This window comes from Pseudonocardia kongjuensis, assembly GCF_039526905.1.
Taxonomy (GTDB): Bacteria; Actinomycetota; Actinomycetes; order Mycobacteriales; family Pseudonocardiaceae; genus Pseudonocardia; species Pseudonocardia kongjuensis.
Genome location: NZ_BAAAJK010000053.1, coordinates 211,469 through 231,627 on the forward strand (window position 1 = coordinate 211,469; position 20,159 = coordinate 231,627).

A 20,159-nucleotide genomic window follows, 5' to 3' on the forward strand; every position below is an offset into this window, starting at 1 on the left:
CCGCCCGGTGCCGGACCCCGACGCCGGCGCCGACTCGCTGTTCGAGCAGCTCCAGGCCGAAGCGGTCGGCCCGCTGCACCTGCGGCTCGGCGACGGCGACGACCCGCCGGTGTGGACCCTCGCCGCCGTCGACTCGGACGGGGTCTGCGAGCTCGACGAGCTGCACAACCCGCTCGACGTCGTCGAGGCCCTGGTCGGCGAGGACCTGGCCGACGAGATCATCGACGAACTCGAAGAGCTGCCCTGGTCGGTGACCCGCACCGTCGCGGCGCAGATCCGGGAGCACTTCGCGCTCGCCGACCTCCCGCCGGGCATGTGGGCGCACCTGGTCGAGCAGCTCGACCTCTACGGCGCCGACATCGAGTCCGACCTGGCCGAGCACCGCGGCGCGGACCTGCTCGACTGGTTCCGCGGCCGGCGGCCGTGGCCGCAGCTGGCCCGGTTCCTCACCCGCCTGCCGGAGGGCTCGCGCTACCACGCGGCGCTGCTCGGCGATGAGGAACTGGCCCGTGAGCAGATCGAGGCAGAGCAGGGCGACGACGAGGACGGGTCGTCGAGGCGGCCGCCGCTGGTCGGTGAGACCCAGGGCCTGTCGCTGCTGCGGGCGGCCGTCTCGGCGCTGATGCGCGTCGAGCACGCCATCTACGCGGCGCCGGCGCCCAAGAGCAAGCGGGGGAACCCGCCGCGACCGTTGAAGGGGCCGCTCACGGCGAAGGACCGGCTGCTCGACGAGCTCGGCACTGCCGAGGTATTCGACATCTTCGACCAGGTCACCCCCGGTTGGCGTGATGACGACGAGAAACCGCCGGCCGGGTACCGCGAGAGCGGCTCCGGGCTGCTGATCCCCGACAACTGAACACCGACCGCGGGATGGGGGTGAGCGTCCTCCGTGTCCGAGTACGACGCCGGATCCGCGTTCGTGGCGATCCTGCCCAGCACCCGAGGGTTCGCGCAGCGGCTCAAGCGGGAGATGGCCGGTGTGCGGCCCGGGGACCTGCAGGTCCTCGTCCGGCCCGAGCTCGACCGCCGGCAGCTGTCGGGGCTGCACGCCGCGCTCAAGGCGCTACCCGCGGTCGTGCTCGACGCGGACGCCTCACCCGCGGACCGGGAGATCGCCGCGCTGCGGGCCCGCCTGGAGGCGATCGCGGACAAGACGGTCGGCATCGACATCTCCGCGGCCGACGCGAAGCGCGAAGTCGACTCGGTGCGCGCGGACCTGGATCGGCTCTCGCGCGAGTCCCCGGACATCGCCGTGCGGGTCGACACCGGCGCCGCGTCCGCGGCGCTGCAGGAGATCACCACCGAGACGACCCGCCTCGACGGGCGCACCGCGAAGGTCAAGGCCCAGGCCGACACCGCCCAGGCTCAGCGGAGCTTCGTGCTGCTCGACATGGCGTTGTCGCGGCTGGACGGACGCAAGATCGCGATCCAGATCGCGGTGCACACCGCGCTGGCGATGGCGCACATCCTGGCGTTCCAGTCCGTGCTCACCCGCCTGGCCGACCGCGAGTTCTGGATCAACGTGCGGGCCAACGTCGGCTCGGCGATCACGGGGCTGGCGAAGGTGCTGGCGATCGTCGGGGCGCTGTCGACGGCGATCGGCGGGCTGGTCGGGATCGCCGGTGGCCTGGCCGGGGCGATCGGCGGGCTCGGCGCGGCCGGTGTCGTCGCCGGCGCCGGGATCGGCGCGACGGTCCTCGGGTTCCTCGGGGTCGGGAAGGCCGTCGGTGCACTCTCGGCGCAGCAGGAGTCGGCGACCTCGACGTCGCGGGCGTCGGCCAAGCAGCAGGAACAGCACGCCCGCCAGGTGGAGGCGGCCTACGAGCGGGTCGGTGACGCCAGCAAGCGGGTCTCGCAGGCCCGCGCGGCCGCGTCGAAGTCCGTGCAACGCGCCGAGGCCGACGGGGAGAAGTCCGTGGCCGCCGCCCGGCGGCAGGCCAGCGCATCGATCGCGTCGGCGGTCGCCGCGCGGGAGTCCGCGGACCGGCGCGCGGCGCGCTCCACGCGGGACCTGCGGCAGGCCCAGTCCGAGCTCACCGCCGCGTGGGACGCCGGGAAGAGGTCGCTGGAGGACCTGCAGGACCAGCTCGACAGCTCCCTACTCGACCAGCGCCAGGCCGCCGTCGACCTCAAGGACGCCCGCAAGGCCCTCGACGAGGCCCGCGCCTCCGGTGACGCCGACGCGATCGAGCGCGCGCAGATCGCCTACGACCGGCAGGTCGAGTCGATCGACCAGCTGTCCAAGCGCACCCAGCGGCTGCAGGTCGACAACACCGCCGCGCAGAAGGCCGGTGTCGCCGGCACCGACCAGTACCGGTCCGCGCTCGACCGGGTCGCCGCGGCGACCGAGCAGCAGGCCGAGGCATCCCGCGCCGCGAGCGCAGCCGCTGCGGCGGAGAGCACCGCCCGGATCGACGGTACCCGCTCGGTGCAGGAGGCCGAGCTCGCCGCGCAGCAGCGCATCGACGACGCCCGTGAACAGGGCGCCCAGCAGGTCGAGGCCGCGAACGAGGCCCTGATCGACAGCCAGCGCGCGCTGACCGATGCCCTGAACCAGACCGGTGACGCCGGCGCCGCCAGCGGTGACAAGGTCGCGCAGGCCTTCGCCGGGTTGTCCCCGGCCGCGGCTGCGTTCGCCCGCTACCTGTTCGGGCTCAAGCCGATCCTGGAGGGCCTCTCCGCGACCGCGGCGACCGCGCTGTTCCCGCCACTGATCGCCGGGATCGACACCCTGCTGACCCGCCTCCCGGTGATCAACACTGTGGTTGGGCAGCTCGCCGGTGGGATGGGCGCCGGCCTGCAGCTGGTGCTGACACAGCTCGCCTCACCGTTCTGGGTCAGCTTCTTCACGATGCTCGGCGACGCCGCCGGGACGGTCATCCCGATGCTGTTCGGCAGCCTGATGACCCTCGCCGGGGCGGCGGCCACCCTGATCACCGCGCTGATGCCGATCGTCCCGGCCAGCCTCGCGATCCTCGACGCCCTGTCGGGGTGGATCTCCCAGCTCGCGGGGCCGCTGGTGGCGGCCTTGTCCGGGATGTTCCCCGCGGTGCACGCGTTCATCGACGCCCTGGGGTTCCTGGGTCCGTTCCTGGTCGCGCTCTCGCCGATCGTGAACGCGCTCGGTGTCGCGCTGGCGCAGATCCTCGGTGCCACCCTGCAGGCGCTGACCCCGATCCTGGTGGCGCTGACCCCGCTGTTCGTGCAGTTCGCGCAGGTCCTGGCCGGCCAGTTCATCGCCACGCTGGAGGCGCTGCTCCCGACGCTGCTGGCGGTGGCGACGTGGATGTCCGAGCACCCCGGGCTGGTGATCGGCGTCCTGACCGCGATCGTCGGGCTCGGGGCGGCGCTCAAGCCGCTCGGGTTCCTGTTCGGGATCTTGATCGCCTGGATGGCCCGGTCCGTGATCTTCGGGACCGTCGCGATCCTGCTGACCAAGGTCGGGCTGGCCGGGACCTTCGTCGGCCGGGCGCTGCTGGCCGTGGTGAGCCCGTTCGCTGCGCTCAGAGCGGCGATGGCCACGCTCGGTGGGATGGCCGCGCAGGCCGGTGGCCTGTTCGCGCTGCTCCGGCAGGCGATCATGTGGATCGGGCGGGCCATCCTCGTCGCGCTGGGCCCGGTCGGGATCCTGATCGCCGCGTTCGGGTTCCTCTACGCCAGCTCGGAGCCGTTCCGCAACGCGGTCAACGGCCTGCTCGACGTCCTGATGACCTTGGTCGGTCAGCTGGCCGGTGCGGTCATGCCGATCTTCGACGCGCTGGGTCAGGTGTTCGGGATGCTCGCCGGGATGGCCGGGCAGCTCGTCGGTCAGCTCGCCGCCGCCCTCGTCCCGGTGATCAACGTGCTCGCCGGGACCCTGTCGTCGCTGGCCGGGGCGATCCTGCCGCCGCTGATGCAGGTCGTCGGCGCCCTGGTCCCGGTGATCATGCTGCTGGGGGCGGCGTTCGGGGAGATCGTCTCCGCAGTCGTCGGGCCGCTGATCGGCGCGGTGATGGCGCTGGTCGGTGCGGTGCTGCCCCCGCTGGTGTTCCTGCTCCAGAACGTCGTCGTTCCGGTGATCAGCTTCCTGGCGAGGCTGTTCGCCGGCGTCCTGTCGTGGGCGATCTCGAACGTGCTCGTCCCGGCCATCCGGTTCCTGATCCCGATCCTGGTCGGGCTGGCCGGGGTGCTGTCGCAGGCCATCGGCTGGGTCGTCACCAACGTCGTCGTCCCGGCGCTGAACTTCCTGATCCCGATCTTCCAGGCGATCGGGCGGGCGGCGCTGTGGCTCTGGACGAACGCCATCAAGCCCGCCTGGGACGCGATCTCCGCTGCCGCGGCGTGGCTCTGGACGAACGCGATCAAGCCCGCTTTCGACGCCATCGTGACGATCTTCAAGCTCGTCGCGGCGATCGTGTTCACGGTCCTCGTGGCGCCGCTGCTGATCGCCTGGAACCTCATCTCCGCGGCAGCGATGTGGTTGTGGAACAACGCGATCCGCCCTGCCTTCCAGGCCATCGGCACCTTCATCGGCTGGGTCTGGACGGCGCTGATCCGGCCTGCGCTCGCCGCTCTGGTGTGGTTCTGGCAGTTCGTGCTCGCCCCGGCCCTGTCGTGGCTCTACAACACCATCGTCCTGCCGATCTTCACGCTGATCGGGGCGGCGATCCGCTTCGTCTGGGAGTGGGTCATCCGCCCGGTGCTGCAGGCCCTGGTGTGGTTCTGGCAGAACGTGCTCGCCCCGGCGCTGTCGTGGCTCTACAACACGATCATCAAGCCGCTCTGGGACGCGGTCGGCGCGACCATCCGCTGGGTCTGGGACAACGTCATCCGACCGGCCTTCGACGCGGTGAAGGGTGGGCTCGACTTCCTGGGGGAGAAGTTCACCGACACCGTCGAGTGGATCAAGGACATCTGGGCTCGGATGAAGGGCCACCTGGCCAAGCCCATCAACTTCATGATCGATGTCGTCTGGAACAAGGGTGTCGTCCCGGCGTGGAACAAGGTCGCCGAGCTGGTCGGGATCGGGAAGATCGACCCGCTGCCGCTGATCCCCGAGGCCCGCACGGGTGGCCGGGTCGACTCGACCGGCAGGATCCACGGGCCTGGTACCGGGACCTCGGACTCGATCTGGGGCCGAGTGATCGAGAACGATGCTCCGATCAAGGTCAGCGCCCGCGAAATGATCATGAATGCGCGGGCGACCCGGGAGAACTACCCGGTGCTCGCCGCCATGAACGGCGGCGGCCGGATCGGCGACCGCAGCAACGAACGCCGCGCCGGGTTCGTCCCCGTCGCCTCGTTCGCCGGCGGCGGCGCCGTCTGGCAGGGGCTGTGGGACACCGTGCGCCGCCAGTTCCCCCGCGCGCGCCTGACGGACGCGAACTCGCCGCGGCCGGGCTATCACGGCAAGGGCCAGGCGATCGACGTCGCCGGCTCCTTCCCGATGGCCGTCGGACAGATGAAGGAGATCAACCACTGGATCGGGAACACCTTCCCCGGCTCGACCCAGCTGATCCACTACCCGCTGACCGGCGGCGGCATCAACCTGCTCAACGGCGGCCCGCACAACTACGGCCTGAAGACTCAGTTCGAACACCAGAACCACGTGCACTGGGCCCAGGACCCCGCACAGCCCCGCGGAGGCGGCAACGGCGCCCGCAACGGGTGGGAACAGGTCTCCACCTACTTCATGGACGCGGCCCGGGAGGCGTTCGACACGCTCACCAACCCGGCACTCGGGGCGCTCAAGGGCCTGGTCGGTGAGCCGCCGCCGGTGTGGCGCGACGTGATCCCGAAGATGGCCACGAAGATCCGCGACACCGCTCGGGACTTCGTGTTCGGCAAGGCCAAGGAGAAGGACGCACAGGCATCCTCGGGCGGCGACGCGATGATGGGCCCCGTCGGCGACGGCGAAATCTTCGTGATCCAGCAGATCGCCGACTCCGCCCGCGCCCGCGGCCTCGGATTCGAGGGCGCGTCGATCGGCGTCGCGACCGGCATCGTCGAGTCCGGGCTGCGGAACCTCAACTACGGCGACCGCGACAGCCTGGGCGTGTTCCAGCAGCGGCCGTCGATGGGCTGGGGCAGCCCGGCGCAGATCATGAACGTGCGCTACGCCGCGGACAAGTTCTTCAACGGGCTGATGGGCTTCAACTGGCGCGCCATGGACCCCGGCATGGCCGCACAGAAGGTGCAGCGCTCCGCGTTCCCCGACAAGTACGGCAAGGTCATGGGCCGCGCCCGCGACCTCGTCCGGCTCCACGGCGGCACCTTCGACGCCGGCGGCTACGCCCTCGGCAAGGGCCTGATGTTCAAGGACGTCATCGCCCCCGAGGTGATGCTCGACCCCGTCGAGACCGAGTACGGCTACCGGCCCCTCGCCTCCCTGGCCCGGCAGCTCGAGGCCGACCGGTTCCAGGCCCCCGCCGGGCTCAGCCCGCAGCAGATCGCCGACATGGCCACCACCCACCCTCGGTTCCCCACCGAGTTCGAGCTCGTCGGCGGCGAGCTGGAGCTCACCGGCGACGGGATCGCCCGCATCGTCGACGGCCGCCTGCGCGCGGTCACCCAGCACGTCCGTACCGGAAGGGACGCCTGACCGTGCCGAACTACGACCAGAGGCTCAACCTCGACAACCGGTTCGGGCAGCTCTCCGGAGCCGTCGTGGCCGCCGCGACCGTGCTGTCGAGCGCCGACTTCACCACCCTGCCCTCCGACCTGAGCCTCGAGCGGTACCTGCCGCTGGTGCTCGCCGACGACTCGGCGAAGGTCTACGAGATCGCCTGGGCCACCGCGCACGTCGAGGGCTCACAGAACCTGACCGTCATCCGCGGCCGGGAAGGCTCCGCGGCTCGGCAGTGGGGTGCCGGCACTGCGTGGCGAGTCGCCGCGACCGCCCGCGACGGGCTGCTGTCCGTCGCGAACCGTGCCGGGCTCCCCGGCGACGCGCACCTCGGCATGAAGGTCATGATCCGCGCGGAGAACCGCGTCGTGGAGAAGACGTCCGCCGGTTGGCGCGCCACCGAAACGATCTTCGGGCACGCCGGTCGGACAGCCGGCATCCAGTCCGCCACCGGGGTCGTCGTGATGACCGCGGCGCAGCGCCTCCTGGGAGGTATGACCTTCGCCGGTGGCGGCCTGGTCGCCCCGATCGCGGGCGCCTACCTGGTCTCGCTGCGGGTGGCATGCACCGGGCCGAACCCCGGCCGGTTCACCGGCGCGGTACAGGTCAGCGGCACCATCCCGGCCGAGTCCCCGGTGGTGTCGTCGTGGAAGGGCGACAACGCCGACACCTCCGGGTTCGGCGCGACCACGATGACGCTCGCCGCCGGCGATGTCCTGATCCCCACGGCCAGCTTCCCCTCCGGCGACTCCACCTACGGCACGACCGGCTACAACGGGTCGTACGTGGAGGCGCTCTACCAGGGACCGGCATGATCACCAGCCGGGCTCTCCCGCCGATGGGGTGCGCTGGCGGCGCACGCTCGGTTGTGACTCGATGAGCACACGCAACCCGTGGTCCGGGGAAGCCTGGGCCGGGTCCCCGGGCGTCACCGGTGCCGGCGGCGCCGTCATCAACGACCCCACCCGCCCGGATCTCGTCGGGTGGCGGTGGCTGGCCCGCGGCGGCGGTCTCCGGCCGTGGGCCGGTTCCGCGTGGGGCGGGGGCGGTGTCATCGAGCGCCCGGCCCAGGGCGGTCTGCTGGCCATCGCCGAGCCCGACGTCGCGTCGATCCGGCTGGAAGCCTGGTGGTCGGGCGCGCAGTTCCTACGGATCCTGAGGCTGGCCGCCGGGCAGGCTCCGGCCCCGGTCCGGGACGGTTACCCGCTGTCGGTGCTGTCGCGGACCCGCCGAAACCGGTGCGCTGACCCGTCGTTCGAGCGCGCCACCACGCTGTGGCAGGCCGGCACGAACACCACCGTCACCGGAGTCGACGACACCGCGGCCGCCGCCGGCACCCGGGTCGGGCGGATCCGCGCGACCGCGGCCGGCGCCGTGCAGGCGATCGTCCCGGCCGGGATCAGCGTCACCGACCAGACCCAGGTCAGCTTCGCGCTACGGCTCTCCGCCGCACCGTCCGGACTGGCGGTGCGCGCCGAGTGGCTCGACGAGACCGGGGCCGCGCTGGGGAACTCCACCCCGGCGATCGGGTCGCTGGCCTCGTTCGTTGGGGCGGCCGGCACGCCGATGCGCCGCATCGATGTCGTCACGCTGGTCCCGCCGTCGGGCGCCGGGTCGGCGAACCTGTACCTGCAGGCCACCGGGATGGCGGCCGGCGCCACGATCGACGTCGACGCCGTCCTGGTCGAGGACGCCGCCACCGCCGGAGAGCAGGCGGGGGAGTACTTCGACGGCGACGTCCTCACCGGCGCCTGGGACATCGCTGCGCACGCGTCGGTGTCGACGCTGCCGGGCACCCACCGGGTGATGGACCGCGAGGCGCCGCTCGACGTCCCGGTCCGCTACGTGATGACCGCCCCGGACGCCCCCGGCGTGCAGGTGCTCTCCGAACCGATCGTGCTGACCTCCCGGCGTCGGGTATGGCTCTCGCACCCGGCGTGGGACCTGCCGCTGCAGGTGACCGTCACCGAGGAGCCGACGGTCACCTACCCGATCCAGCAGGAGGTGCTCGAGGTCCTCGGCGGGACACCGGTCGCGGTGTCCGGCGCGAAGCGCTCCACGGCCCGCGGCACCCACAAGATCGCGACCCGGAACTTCGACGACCGCGGCCTGCTGCAGGACATGCTCGACGACGGATCCCCGCTGCTGCTGCGGATGCCCGCCGACCACGGGCACGGCCCCGGCGAGTGGATCGCGATCAAGGACGTCACCCGCGGCCGCACCACGCACCGGGCCTCTGACGGCACCTACCGCTTCGAGCTGCCGTTCACCGTCGTCCGCGCGCCCGCGCTCCCGGCCGCGTAGATGCTGCCCCTCTCCGCGGCGGCGGCCGAGGTGATCCGCACCAGCCACCAGATCAACCGGCGGGTCACCGCCTACACCGACACCCAGGGCGCCCTGGTCCTCGACGACGTCGCCGACGCCACCGTGGCCTGCGACCTGAAGTCCGCGATCCGCCGCACCGCAACCGCGGCGATCGCGAACCCGAACCTGTGGCCGGCGAACCCGAACGACGTGCTCTCCGAGGTGTCCTCGGAGATCGGCATCGAGTACGGCATCGTCGTCCCGCGGGCCGGCACGGAGTGGCTGACGGTGTTCCGCGGGCCCATCCAGACCGTGAAGGCCGGTGTCCTCGACGTCCGAGCCCCGGACCCGCTGCTGGGCGGCTACTCCCGCTACCAGGTGTCCGGGCTCGCCGTCACGGCGTCGGCTCGTGCTCAGCGCGTCGTGGACTACCGGCTCCCGTCGCCGATCAAGACGATTCCCGGCCCGGTCGTGAACGAGATCATCCGGCTGATCCAGCTCGGCGACCCGGGCGCCGAGGTGCTCGACACGACCGGCGGGGATGCGAGCACCGCGGCGTCGATCGAGATCGACAAGGACCTGTGGGGCGAGGGCATCCTCAAGCTCGCCGCCTCGGCCGGCCTGACCGTCGACAACGCGCCCTCCGGCGTCTACCGGATCCGGAAGATCCCCACCCTCGACGACCCGCCGGTGTGGCGGATCGACGCCGGCGGCGTGCTGGTCTCCGCCGACCTGGAGCGCACCCGCGCCGGGGTGTACAACGCCGTGCAGGTCACCAACGGCCGCACCGACGGCACCCCGACCGTCAGTGAGCTCGTCGTCGACGACGACCCCGCCAGCCCAACGTTCTGGGGTGGCCGGTTCGGCCGCAAGACCCGCTTCTACGCCAACCCGGCGATCACCACCCGCGACCAGGCCATCCGCGCCGGACGGGGGCTGCTGGCGAAGGCCCGCGGGATCTCCTGCACCGTCACCCTCACCGCGGTCCCGAACGGCGCCCTGGAGGAAGGCGACGTCGTCGAGGTCGACCTCGGGGACGGCCGGCTGCAGCTGCACATCCTCGACAGCTTCGGGGTGCCGCTCACCCCGGCCGCGCAGGCGCTGACCACCCGGTCACTCGAACTGCCCGCGGAGCAGTAGATGGACGCCGCCCGCGAGCTCGCCGACACCCTCCTCGACCGGGTTTCCGACACCGGCACCGCCGACGTGCGCGCAGGCACGGTCACCGCGACCGGCCCGCTGACCGTCGACGTCGCCGGCACCGCGATGCAACTCCCGCGGCTGGCCTCCTACAGCGCCCCGGCGGTCGGGGACGTCGTGCTGATCCTGACCACCGACCGGGCCGGATGGACCGTGCTGGGCAAGGTCGTGGCCCCATGACTCGATCGGAGAGCGGGTGGATCATGCAGCCGATCCGCGGTGGTGGCACCGATGATGACCACGCAGGCCAGCGCTACACCGCTGCTCCCGGCCTGGCTGGCTGACGCACCACCATGGCTGCAAGCGATCGCCCTGGTGACGAGCCTGGCCGGGATCCTGACCCCGGTGTTCCTGGTCGTCTACAGCCGCCGCGCCAGCTCGACGACACCGAACCCGACTCCGGCCGCCATCGCCTCTTCGGCGGGCCCGGCGGAATCGTCGATGACGAGTTCGGCGCCGGCCGTGGCCCGGGTGGACGCGACGGTGGCGCTGCTCGACCGGATGGTGACCAACCTGCAGATCAGCCACGACGAGGCCGAGAAGGAAGCGGCGGGGCTCCGGTCGGCGCTGGCCGAGGCGGAGCGCCGCGAGGCGGCGCTGAAGGCGCAGCTGGAGACCTACCAGGAGCTGCTCGACCAGGCCCGCCGGGAGATCGACCGGCTCCGGTGGGAGCGCGACCAGTTCTGGCGGATGGGCCCGCCGCGGCCACCGACACCGGGTCCTTCGCAGTAGGGCTGCTCGACGAGCTCCGCCAGGACGTCGTCGACGTCGACCTGGACGCCCGCCGCCGGCTGACCATCGCGATCCGTGTCCTGATCGTCGCGGTGGCCGCCAGCCTCCTCATCTCCGTGGGGGCGATCACCGTCGCGCTGGTGTCGGCGAACACCAGCGCCGAGCGGGTCGCCGAGCAGGTCGCCCCGCAGGTGTTCGCGCAGCTGGCCGCGGACTCCCGCGCGCAGCGGCTGCAGAACTCCCGCGCCGTGCTCGACGCCGCGAACGCCGCCCTGGCCGAGCGGGGCCTGCCGCGGGTCGCCGATCCCGGTCCGGACGCGAACGCCGAGCAGGTCGCCGCGGCCGCCAGTTCGGCGCAGGTCCTGTCGGTGCTGCCCCGCGAGATCGCCGAGCAGCTACGCGACCAGACCGGCGGGGACGTCCTAGTCCTACCGCAACCGGACGGGACGATCATCCCGCCTGCCTCGGGCGGGAGCACCGCCCCGGAACGCCCCGGCGGCACCGCACCTGAGACGGCTCGACCCGGCTCCCCGCCGGCGCGGCCGGGCCCCACCACCGGTCCGTCGTCCCGACAGCAGCCACCACCGGCGCCGCCGCGGTCGGTCGGTCCGCCCGTGCCGCCGCCTCCCGCGCCGCCCCGGGACGACGGCCTACTCCCGCGCCTGATCCCCGGGCCACGACTGCTCGAACCGCTGCTCTCCGCCTGACCCCGAGAAGGAGCCCCGCTATGCGATCTCTGACCGCTGTCCCGCTCGCCGCTCTGATCGTCACCGCCGCCGCGTGCACCTCCGGCGTCGCCGGTGCCCAGGACGACCCGCCGCCGGTGTCCGCGGTGCAGCTGTGCGCCGCCACCGACATCGACCAGGTCGATGCCCTGCTCGCCCGCGTCGCCGACACCCAGCTCGTGCAGGACCTGCAGCCGCTGGCCTCGCTGACGGTGCCGCGCGAGCCCGACGGGGTCACCCTCGCCGCCGGCGTCGACCTCGACCAGGTCCGCACCGCCCTGGACTGCACCACCCAGGCCACCCCGACGCCCGTCCCGCTGCCGGCGACCGAGACCCCGGCACCCACCGCGCCGGCGCCGATCACCAGCACCGCCCCGGGCGGCGCCACGACCAGCGCGCCGCCGCCGTCGGGCTTCGATCAGCTCGACCAGTTCCCGGTCGGCGCGGCCGAGACCGGTGGCGGACCTGCGTGACGCGGTCCCTGCTGACCGCGCTGGCGCTGGTCCTCGCCCTGACCGGGTGCACCCCACCACCGGCGCCCGCCCCGACCCCGGCCGCCCCGGCTGCGGCGCCGGCGCCGACCAGCGTCCGGATCCCGCAGCTCCCGGCCCGCTCCACGCTGATCCGGACCGGGATGCTGCCCGACGGCTCTCCCGAGGTCCCCTCGGTCGAGCAGCCGATGCAAGCGTCGTGGGCGACCTGGTCCCCGGAACCCGGCCAGCCCGGACCGGCGGTGCTCTACGGCCACGTCGACGGCATCATCGACGGCCGCCGCGGCCAGCCCGGGATCTTCGCCGACATCGACGAGCTCACACCCGGCAACCGGATCTTCGTCGACCTCGCCGACGGCACCACGGTCGGTTTCGTCGTGGTCGCGGTCCGCAGCTACCCGAAGTCCGCGTTCGACGACCCCAGCGGCCCGGCCGCCCGCGAGGTCTACGGCAACACCACCGGCCCGCAGCTGCGCCTGATCACCTGCGGCGGGATGTTCGACCCGGCCGCCCGCAGCTACCGCGATCAGGTCGTCGTGTTCGCCGGCCTGTGACCAGCCCCCTCACGTCGACGACATGGAGGTGATCGCCCGTGCCGAGCGCGGTCGACGTCCTGCGTAAGCAGGCCATCCTCAATCCCGAAGACACCATCGCCGCCGCCTCCGCGGCCGGGCTCCCGCTCGCCGTGATGTGCGCGAAGCTCAACCGCGAATCCCGCGTCAAGGTCGGCGGGGTACTCGCCTCCGGCCAGAACGTATGGGGCGGCGACAACGTCCGCGGCCGCGGCGTGCTCTACACCCCCGGCGCGGTCGTCACCGAGCAGGCCTACCTGCGGTATCGGACCGAGCGGCGCGCCGGCCGGGCCGGGAACCAGGGTGTGGGACCGAGCCAGCTGACCTGGCACACCTTCCAGGACCAGGCAGACGCGCTGGGCGGCTGCTGGATCCCGCGCTGGAACCTGCAGGTCGGCGCCGCCGAGATGGCCCGCTGCATCAAGGCCGGCGGCGGCAGCCTGCGCGAGGCCGGCGCGATCTACAACTCCGGCAAGCCCTACGCCAGGGCACCCGAGGCCGCGCAGGAGTACGGGCGCTGGCTCGAGGACCGGGTCCGGACCTGGGAGGCGTTGCTGCGCGGCGCGACCCCGTCCCCGGCGACCCCACCGGCCGGGTCGAGCCCGCAGGGCGGCTACCTCGCCGAGGGCGACACCGGCGACTACGTGCAGCACGTGCAGCGCTGGTTCAACACCACCTTCCCCGCCTACGCACGCATCGACCTCGCGCCGAAGCGGTACGGCCCCCAGACCGTCGCCGTGGTCCGCGAGTTCCAGCGCCGCGCCGGCGTCACCGGCCCGGACGCCGACGGCACGAACGTCGGCCCCCGCACCCTCGCGGCCATGCGCCAGCACGGATTCCGGCCGTGACCGCGCCGCAGCAGCCGTGGCCGCGCAGCAGCGACGTCCCACCGGCCCGCCCGCGCCCGGTCAACGACATCTCCAACCAGCAGCAGTGGTGGGCGATCGGCGGCGCCCTGCTGCCCGGCGCCTTGGTGATCGCGACCGTGCTGGCCGCCGGCCGGGTCCCGACCTTGGTCGACCTCGGCGCGGCGATGCTCGCGATCCTGCTGCCGCTGGCCGGCGCCGAGACCGCGCGGCGGCGCACCGTCGCTCGCGCCGAGCAGGTGGTGACTCCGATCGGCTCGCCCCGCGACGCCGCCGGGCGGGTCCTGCGCACCCGGGACCAGGACCTGCTGGAGCAGGCCCTCGACGAGCTCGCCGAGCGCCGCGCCGCCGAGCAGGCGCCGGCGGCCCCGACCGGGACCCGCAGCTTCCCGGCCGTCGACCGGGCCCGCCCGATGCGCGCCCCCGACCCGCCGCCCGTCACCGACACCGAGCGCCCGCGACGCGACTACGAGCGGGACTGGGAGATCCGCTCGTCGGCACCCGACATCCGGGAGGGCCGCGCGATCGCCGACCGCCGGGACCGGATCGACGTCGGCCAGCGCTGGCGCGGTGCGCCCCGCCATCACCGCGGAGGGGACTGATGCACGAACTCGAGATCCGCCGCGGCGCGGTGTTCCGCGCCCACCAGTGGGTCCTCGTCGACGACGACGGCGCCCCGCTGCGGCCGGACGGTCGGAGCCTGACGGTCGTGTCGAAGGTCCGCCGGGCGGCGAACTCGACCCAGGTCCTGCACACCTTCGGCACAGCGATCGTGCAGCTGGTCCTGCCCGACGAGTACGACGACCAGCCGGTCCTGGCCGCGCAGCTCAACCCGATGACCGCCGAGCAGACCGCCGCCCTGGGCTTCGACCGCGGCGTCTACGACATCCTCGTCGACGACCAGCTCATCTTCCCCACCACCACGGTGACCGCGCCCTGGGTGGCGTCCCGATGAACGAGATCCGCGCCGCGGGCGAAGCCATCGTCGAGGACGACGCACCGGTCGTCGTCGGCAGGGCCCGCGTCCCGGCAGCCCCGGTCCGGGCCGCCGGCGGCGCCCGGGTGAACACCCCGGCGGCCTCCACACCCACCGGACCCGCCGGGGGAGTGCTCGCCGGCAGCTACCCGAACCCGCAGTTCGCCGAGCCGATGGCCACCAAGGACGAGGTCGAGACCAAGCTCGCCGCGCACACGGCCGACCCGGCCCCGCACCCGGCCTACGACAACATCCCGGACCTGACCTTGTGGTACCGGAACGCCCTGCTCTGACAAGGAGATCACCATGGCAACGCTGGAGACTCGCCTCCAGGAGCTGGCCCAGACGATGGGCACCGGCGACAAGGCGCTCAGGGTCCTGCTCAACGGCAACGCCGCGGACCTGGCGGCGCTGGCGACGACCGACAAGACGAGCCTGGTCAACGCGCTCAACGAGATCTACGCGCTCATCGCCACCGCGGCGGGGATCGACGACGCCTCGACCAGCACCTCCACCACGTGGTCGTCGACGAAGACCCGCTCCGAGATCGACACCGCCCGGGCCGGCGCGGTGGCCGACGCGATCGACGACGGCGCCCCGTCGTCCAGCACGGCCTGGTCGTCGTCCAAGACGGCGGCCGAGATCGACACCGCTGTGTCCGGGGTGATCGACGACGGTGCCACCACGGCCACCGACAGCACCCTGTCCGCTGCCACGATCCTCGCCGCCGTCGCCGCGGCGAAGGCCGAGGCGAAGTCCGAGCTGATCGGTGGGGCCGGCGCCGAGTACGACACCCTGGTCGAGATCCAGAACCTGCTGCAGGGCAACGACACCGCGCTGGGTGCGATCAACGCGGCGCTGGCCGCCCGGGTCCGGTTCGACCAGGCCCAGTCCCTGACCGGCACCCAGCAGAACACCGCACGCAGCAACATCGGCGCCGTCGCCGCCGCTGACATCGGCAACCCCGACCGGGACCTGGTCGCGATCTACACCGCCGCCCTGCAGTAGCCCCTCCCCGCCGCGCGACCCGGAAGAGGGTGAACTATGCCGCAGGAGACGCGGCTGGAGGCCGTCCTCACGGCGATCGGCCAGGGCGTCAAGGCGCTACGCGAGGGCAAGGCCGACGACTCGACGGTGGTGCACCGCACCGGCAACGAGACGGTCAACGGCACGAAGACGTTCGGGTCCTCGCCAGTCATCCCGAACCCGTCCGCGCCGGCGCACCCGGTCCGCAACGACGACCCGCGGAACTCCAACCCACGGGCCCCGACTTCGCACGCCGGCTCGCACGGTCCGGGCGGCTCGGATCCCCTCACACCGGACGCGATCGGCGCCGCGACCCGGCCCGTGCGCACCCAGGCCGAGCTCGTAGCAGCCCTCGCGGCCGGCGGCGACGTCTACGTCGACAGCTCGGTGACGATCGCCCTGAGCAGCACGATGACGATCAGCAAGCCGACCCGGCTGATCGGCGGCACGTTCACCCGGACTTCGGGCGAGGCGTTCCGCATCACCAGCTCGAGCGTCGAGATCACCGGTGCCACCATCACCGGCGGCGCCGGCACCGCGAACAGCTACGACTCCACCCAGAAGCTGATCCGCGCCGTGGGGACGAGCACTGCCCGGCTGACCGGCATCGACATCCACGACAACGCGATCCTCCAGTGCCGCGGCGACTGCGTGTGGCTCGAGTGGTGCGAAGGCGCCCGCGTCGCGAGCAACACGGTCCGCCGCTTCCTCTACTCGGGCGTCATGGTGATCTCCGGGCTGCGCTGCCGGGTCTCGGACAACGAGATCAGCGACGGACCCCTGACCTCGGGCGTGGTCAACGTCTACGGGATCGCGTTCACCGACACAGACAACACCCTGGCCGCCCGCTCCACGGACTGCATCGCGATCGGGAACACCGTGCACCAGGTGGACTGGGAGGGCATCGACACCCACGGCGGCGACTCGATCCTGGTCACCGGCAACATCATCACGGGCTGCCCCCGCGGGATCGCGCTCATCGGAGGGAACGCCTCACGCGTCGCACAGTCGATCCGCTGCCAGGCCATCGGTAACCGGATCGACGGCAGCGGCGCCCGCCAGACGTTGCGCGAGGGCATCATTGCCGCCGGGATGTCCGGCAAGCCGACCGACGTCGTGATCGTCGGGAACACGATCGACAACTACTCGACGCCGATCATGCTCGACTTCTGGGACCGGGGCATCTCCCGGATCGGCAGCAACAACATCGCGCACGTGCCGTGGACCAACATCACCCTCGACGGCGACTACAACGCCAACGGCACCTACCCACCGCAGTACCGTGTCGACAACGGAGTTGTGCACCTGCGCGGCGGTGTCATCCCGAAGTCCAGCAGCGTCCGCACGAAGATCGGCACGATCCCGAACGCGGCGGCGTGGCCCTCCATCCTGCAGTTCATCGGCTACGCCAAGGGCTCGAACGCCGGCGCCGGCAACGCCATGATCGGAGTCGACCCCGCCGGGGTGCTGTCGATGTACTACATGACCGGCACGGACACCTTCACCTACTTCCTCTCCGGCAGCTATTCCGCTCCCTGACCTAATGGGGTGCCAGCGACGAAGTGGACCGGGAAGACAGCGCTCGCATCTTGGGGGAGTTCGGCATGAACCGTCAATCGACGCTGCGCTTGTGGACCATCCTCGCTTCGATAGGAGCTGGTGCCGCGGTCGTCGTTCTTGTGCTCCTCGGCGTCGTCGCCTACGGACAGCAGCGTGCGGAAGAGCACCTCGACGCCGATCTACACCGTGACGAGCGCGATTACAGCGACCAGTAGGAACAGCGCGGGCACGACCCACCAGTAGCAGTCGATCAACGCCGGCCGCCCGACGACCGACCCGGGGCGCTCCCGCACCGGGGTCGGACGCAGCCGCGCACGTCTACTTCCCATGCTGCATTACCTGCTGAGCGGCCTGCCCGCCGCGCGGTCAGGACTCACATCGGAGGATCTCAACCACTCTTCCGTGCGCGCGCTGCGATGACCTGCCGATCCTGAGGGCGTTCACCGCCATGGCGGCTCGGTTCCCTTCACCCCCGGCACGAACAGGTCTTCGGCGTGCAGCATCCCCGCCGCGTCCAGCTGCGTCAGCCGCTCACGCTGGTATCGGCGCCGCGCCGAACCCATCCAGTGCGCCCACCACACCATCCCCCACAGCCCCGACGTGAACACCGTCAACACGAAGTGGATGAAGTGTGGGAACGCGGGCCGGCCGTGCTGGACCTGCGCCATCACGTTCATGTCGTGCCGGAACCGCGTCCACCCGGAGACGGCTGGCGGCTTGTCGTAGTTGCCCAGCACCTCCGACATCCGGTGGTCCACAGCGCGGTGCTGCCGCCCGGACAGGCGCCCCGCAGCGCCGCTGAGCTGGTTCCCGGGCTGCTGAACGGACATCGCGCTGTCTCCCCACGACGGATTGGGTGGAACTGTCGCCTAGTGTGTCGCAGCCATACGGTCGTCGTTACCTCCCGCCGGACGGTCTAGTCAGAAGTGATGACCGGTCGTCATTCGAGTCGAGCGAGTGGAGGGTCCACCGTGCCTGATCAGCCGACCGCCCAGCAGCGGCTCCGTGCGGCGACCGAGGCGCTCCGCCCGCGCTGCTGGTGCGGCTGCCCCGAGGCCGTCCATCTCCCGCCGCGCTACCACCAGCGGCGCACCTGCCCACGCTGCGGCCCGGCTCTGTGCGTGTCCTACGTGCAGCACAATGAGAACGGCAAGCGGGTCACCGCCGGCCACCGGGCAGCACGGCTGCTGTCCGACCTACGGGTCGACGTCGCGGTGAGGGTCCTGCGTGCCTGGACGTTCACCGCGCCCACGATCCCGATCCCCGCCCAGCGTCGGCCGGCCGACGGGCGGGCACCGAACCGACTGCGGCGTGCCGACATGTAAGAGAGTGCTCGCGGCAGCAGCGAACCCCCGGTGTGCACCCTCCCTTCAGGGTGTGCGCCGGGGGGTTTCATTCGTGGGCCCAGGAACTACGTCGGCGAAGTTCCCCGACACGCCGCCGGACCGCCAGGTGGGCGGGTAACAACGAGGGCTCGCGCGCGATATCCAGACCATGACCGACACTGCGGCGATCGACGGCTGGATCGACGGGCTGACCGAGGCCGAGCGCGACGAGATCCGATCCACCCGGACGTTGTCCCCGAAGGCGGCCGCTGGTCTCAACGCGATCGGCATCTCGACAGCGACCCCGGGGTTCCAGGGAGGCCCGGAGGTTCGCGCAGACGAGCTGTGGTTCACCGTCCCCGACGCGGTGTGGGAGCGTGTCGCGAACCGTTGACAGAGCGTCGAGTGGCCTAACCTGCAGGTGACCACTCCGCAACGACCGTTCGGGTGATCAAGTGCGAGGGGTGTCACAGGGTCGTCGGTGGTGCCCCGTACGATTCCTCCCGTGTGCCCCCGAAAGAGTCGCGCGAGCGACCGCCGCCTCGTCGATATGAGCGCGGTCCCGTCGCAGACCCGGGGCGCGTGGGCGCCCGAGCTGCCCGCCGAGGACGAGTGGATCGACATCATCCCGATCAGCGAGACGGTGTCGTACCTCCTGCGGTACGAGACGGACCAGTACAACCGGATCGTCGAGTTCGCGGTCATCCAGCGCACACACGAAGACGGCGACGTCCGCCGTGTGGCACTGTATGACTCATGTCACGGCAAGGGTGTGCACGTGCACTACTACGACCGCGACGAGCGTGAGATCGAACAACATCCGCTGCGGCCCGTCACCTCGTATGAGGAACTGGAAAGCGGCATGGACTACGCCATCGAGCGCGTCTCGAAGGACTGGGAAGAGAACGAGCGGAGGTCACGACGTGGAAACGGCGGAGCAACGGCGCGCTGACATGGTTCCCGCGTTGGCTCGGCTGACCCGGAGCCGTGACTACCGATCGACGCTGCAGGCGGCTGGCGTGGGGAACTCCCTGACCGTCATCCCTGCCCTGCCTGAAGATCGGATGAGCTACGTGTTCGGGCGGCTACGGACGTTCGAGAATCGTGCAGTAGTTGCCATGCCGTGCGACAACGAAGACGGGTACGAGTTCGGGTTGTTCTGGCCAGCGACCGCGGAGCGTGTCGTCGTCGCCGAGGAAGACGACACGATCACCATGGTCCACGAGGAGAGCACCGTCGAGATGTTCTTCGAGTACCTGCAGACGGCGCACACCATCGTCATCGAGAAGGTCGCGGCCAGGTTCCTCTGCGGAGCTTGACCCCATAACGCACGAAACGAGCCCCGCCCGGACCGCTGTCACGTGGTCCGGGCGGGGCCCGTCGTCACGCCGGGACCTCACCGGGCACCCGACCACACATCCCAGACCTGCACGGTCCTACCGCCGGCCCCAACAGCCCTCTCGTCGAGTGCCTCAAGGCGTGCAACCTGTACGAGGACTGCTAGTCGATCGATCGCTTCCTGGTCACCGCGGCCACGCTAAGCACCCCGCGGCCCGATGGTGAGCTGCCGGTTCTGCTCGTCGTACAGGAGCGTCACCCGGACCGGGTCGTCGGCGTCGAGGGCCCGGGTGACGAACTCGATCGCGTCGGTCAGGCACGCCAGCCGGATCAGCGCGTCGTCGTAGTGCACGGCGACCTCGGCACGCCGGGTGCACTGGTCGGCGCCGCAGCGGATCCCGCTGGTGTGCTCGCGACCGGTCATCGTGGTAGTCCTCTCT

At 71.7% G+C, this 20,159-nt stretch carries 23 protein-coding genes; 21 read left to right on the plus strand and 2 right to left on the minus strand.

Features of this window, described 5'->3' with window-relative positions; genetic code table 11:
* Positions 1 to 7: 7 nt before the first annotated feature.
* The 17 genes from ABD160_RS30825 (at position 8) to ABD160_RS30905 (ending at position 17,271) form a co-directional block, all read left to right on the plus strand.
* Entirely contained in the window at positions 8 to 856 is an 849-nt protein-coding gene (locus tag ABD160_RS30825) for a hypothetical protein (protein ID WP_344029417.1), read from the plus strand.
* Positions 857 to 889: 33 nt separating this feature from the next.
* Positions 890 to 6,580, plus strand: a complete 5,691-nt coding sequence (locus ABD160_RS30830; protein ID WP_344029419.1) for a hypothetical protein — start codon at positions 890 to 892, stop codon at positions 6,578 to 6,580.
* Between the two features lie 2 nt (positions 6,581 to 6,582).
* On the plus strand, positions 6,583 to 7,419 hold the full coding sequence (locus ABD160_RS30835) for a hypothetical protein (protein WP_344029421.1): 837 nt from the start codon (positions 6,583 to 6,585) through the stop codon (positions 7,417 to 7,419).
* A 61-nt stretch (positions 7,420 to 7,480) separates the two neighbouring features.
* Positions 7,481 to 8,908, plus strand: coding sequence for a hypothetical protein (locus tag ABD160_RS30840; protein ID WP_344029423.1), 1,428 nt, complete (start codon positions 7,481 to 7,483; stop codon positions 8,906 to 8,908).
* Entirely contained in the window at positions 8,909 to 10,048 is a 1,140-nt protein-coding gene (locus ABD160_RS30845; protein ID WP_344029427.1) for a hypothetical protein, read from the plus strand.
* Positions 10,049 to 10,288, plus strand: coding sequence for a hypothetical protein (locus ABD160_RS30850; protein WP_344029430.1), 240 nt, complete (start codon positions 10,049 to 10,051; stop codon positions 10,286 to 10,288). It begins immediately after the preceding gene.
* Between the two features lie 51 nt (positions 10,289 to 10,339).
* Entirely contained in the window at positions 10,340 to 10,840 is a 501-nt protein-coding gene (locus tag ABD160_RS30855) for a hypothetical protein (RefSeq protein WP_344029432.1), read from the plus strand.
* Entirely contained in the window at positions 10,774 to 11,547 is a 774-nt protein-coding gene (locus ABD160_RS30860) for a hypothetical protein (protein WP_344029435.1), read from the plus strand. The genes ABD160_RS30855 and ABD160_RS30860 overlap by 67 nt, the downstream gene beginning before the upstream one ends.
* Before the next feature lie 20 nt (positions 11,548 to 11,567).
* A complete protein-coding gene (locus tag ABD160_RS30865) occupies positions 11,568 to 12,038 on the plus strand; it encodes a hypothetical protein (RefSeq protein WP_344029438.1) in 471 nt (156 codons plus the stop codon).
* Entirely contained in the window at positions 12,035 to 12,610 is a 576-nt protein-coding gene (locus ABD160_RS30870) for a sortase domain-containing protein (RefSeq protein ID WP_344029441.1), read from the plus strand. The genes ABD160_RS30865 and ABD160_RS30870 overlap by 4 nt, the downstream gene beginning before the upstream one ends.
* A 38-nt stretch (positions 12,611 to 12,648) precedes the next feature.
* A complete protein-coding gene (locus tag ABD160_RS30875; protein WP_344029444.1) occupies positions 12,649 to 13,476 on the plus strand; it encodes a peptidoglycan-binding domain-containing protein in 828 nt (275 codons plus the stop codon).
* On the plus strand, positions 13,473 to 14,096 hold the full coding sequence (locus tag ABD160_RS30880) for a hypothetical protein (protein ID WP_344029447.1): 624 nt from the start codon (positions 13,473 to 13,475) through the stop codon (positions 14,094 to 14,096). Before ABD160_RS30875 ends, ABD160_RS30880 begins: the two co-directional genes overlap by 4 nt.
* Positions 14,096 to 14,449 carry a hypothetical protein gene (locus ABD160_RS30885; protein WP_344029450.1) on the plus strand — a complete coding sequence of 118 codons (354 nt, stop codon included), beginning with the start codon at positions 14,096 to 14,098 and terminating at the stop codon, positions 14,447 to 14,449. The genes ABD160_RS30880 and ABD160_RS30885 overlap by 1 nt, the downstream gene beginning before the upstream one ends.
* Entirely contained in the window at positions 14,446 to 14,763 is a 318-nt protein-coding gene (locus ABD160_RS30890) for a hypothetical protein (RefSeq protein WP_344029453.1), read from the plus strand. The genes ABD160_RS30885 and ABD160_RS30890 overlap by 4 nt, the downstream gene beginning before the upstream one ends.
* 13 nt (positions 14,764 to 14,776) lie before the next feature.
* Positions 14,777 to 15,478: a hypothetical protein gene (locus ABD160_RS30895; protein WP_344029455.1), complete on the plus strand. Its 702-nt coding sequence runs from the start codon at positions 14,777 to 14,779 to the stop codon at positions 15,476 to 15,478.
* Positions 15,479 to 15,514: 36 nt separating this feature from the next.
* Positions 15,515 to 17,035: a right-handed parallel beta-helix repeat-containing protein gene (locus ABD160_RS30900; RefSeq protein WP_344029458.1), complete on the plus strand. Its 1,521-nt coding sequence runs from the start codon at positions 15,515 to 15,517 to the stop codon at positions 17,033 to 17,035.
* A 23-nt stretch (positions 17,036 to 17,058) separates the two neighbouring features.
* Complete coding sequence (locus ABD160_RS30905) at positions 17,059 to 17,271, plus strand: hypothetical protein (protein WP_344029461.1); 213 nt, start codon at positions 17,059 to 17,061, stop codon at positions 17,269 to 17,271.
* 225 nt (positions 17,272 to 17,496) lie between these two features.
* On the opposite strand, the gene ABD160_RS30910 is transcribed toward ABD160_RS30905, so the two are convergent.
* Positions 17,497 to 17,886, minus strand: a complete 390-nt coding sequence (locus ABD160_RS30910) for a hypothetical protein (protein WP_344029464.1) — start codon at positions 17,884 to 17,886, stop codon at positions 17,497 to 17,499.
* A 141-nt stretch (positions 17,887 to 18,027) separates the two neighbouring features.
* Between ABD160_RS30910 and ABD160_RS30915 the strand changes: the two genes are divergently transcribed.
* From ABD160_RS30915 to ABD160_RS30930, 4 genes are all read left to right on the plus strand, one after another.
* Positions 18,028 to 18,381 (plus strand): hypothetical protein, encoded by a 354-nt coding sequence (locus ABD160_RS30915; RefSeq protein WP_344029466.1) that lies wholly within the window; start codon positions 18,028 to 18,030, stop codon positions 18,379 to 18,381.
* A 169-nt stretch (positions 18,382 to 18,550) separates the two neighbouring features.
* A complete protein-coding gene (locus ABD160_RS30920) occupies positions 18,551 to 18,775 on the plus strand; it encodes a hypothetical protein (RefSeq protein WP_344029470.1) in 225 nt (74 codons plus the stop codon).
* Positions 18,776 to 18,886: 111 nt separating this feature from the next.
* The gene (locus tag ABD160_RS30925; RefSeq protein ID WP_344029473.1) at positions 18,887 to 19,333 is read left to right on the plus strand and encodes a DUF7718 family protein; all 447 of its coding nucleotides are present in this window, start codon (positions 18,887 to 18,889) and stop codon (positions 19,331 to 19,333) included.
* A gap of 67 nt (positions 19,334 to 19,400) precedes the next feature.
* Complete coding sequence (locus tag ABD160_RS30930; RefSeq protein WP_344029476.1) at positions 19,401 to 19,700, plus strand: hypothetical protein; 300 nt, start codon at positions 19,401 to 19,403, stop codon at positions 19,698 to 19,700.
* Between the two features lie 218 nt (positions 19,701 to 19,918).
* Here ABD160_RS30930 and ABD160_RS30935 read toward each other — a convergent pair whose 3' ends face one another.
* The gene (locus ABD160_RS30935) at positions 19,919 to 20,143 is read right to left on the minus strand and encodes a hypothetical protein (protein ID WP_344029479.1); all 225 of its coding nucleotides are present in this window, start codon (positions 20,141 to 20,143) and stop codon (positions 19,919 to 19,921) included.
* Between the last annotated feature and the right edge of the window lie 16 nt (positions 20,144 to 20,159).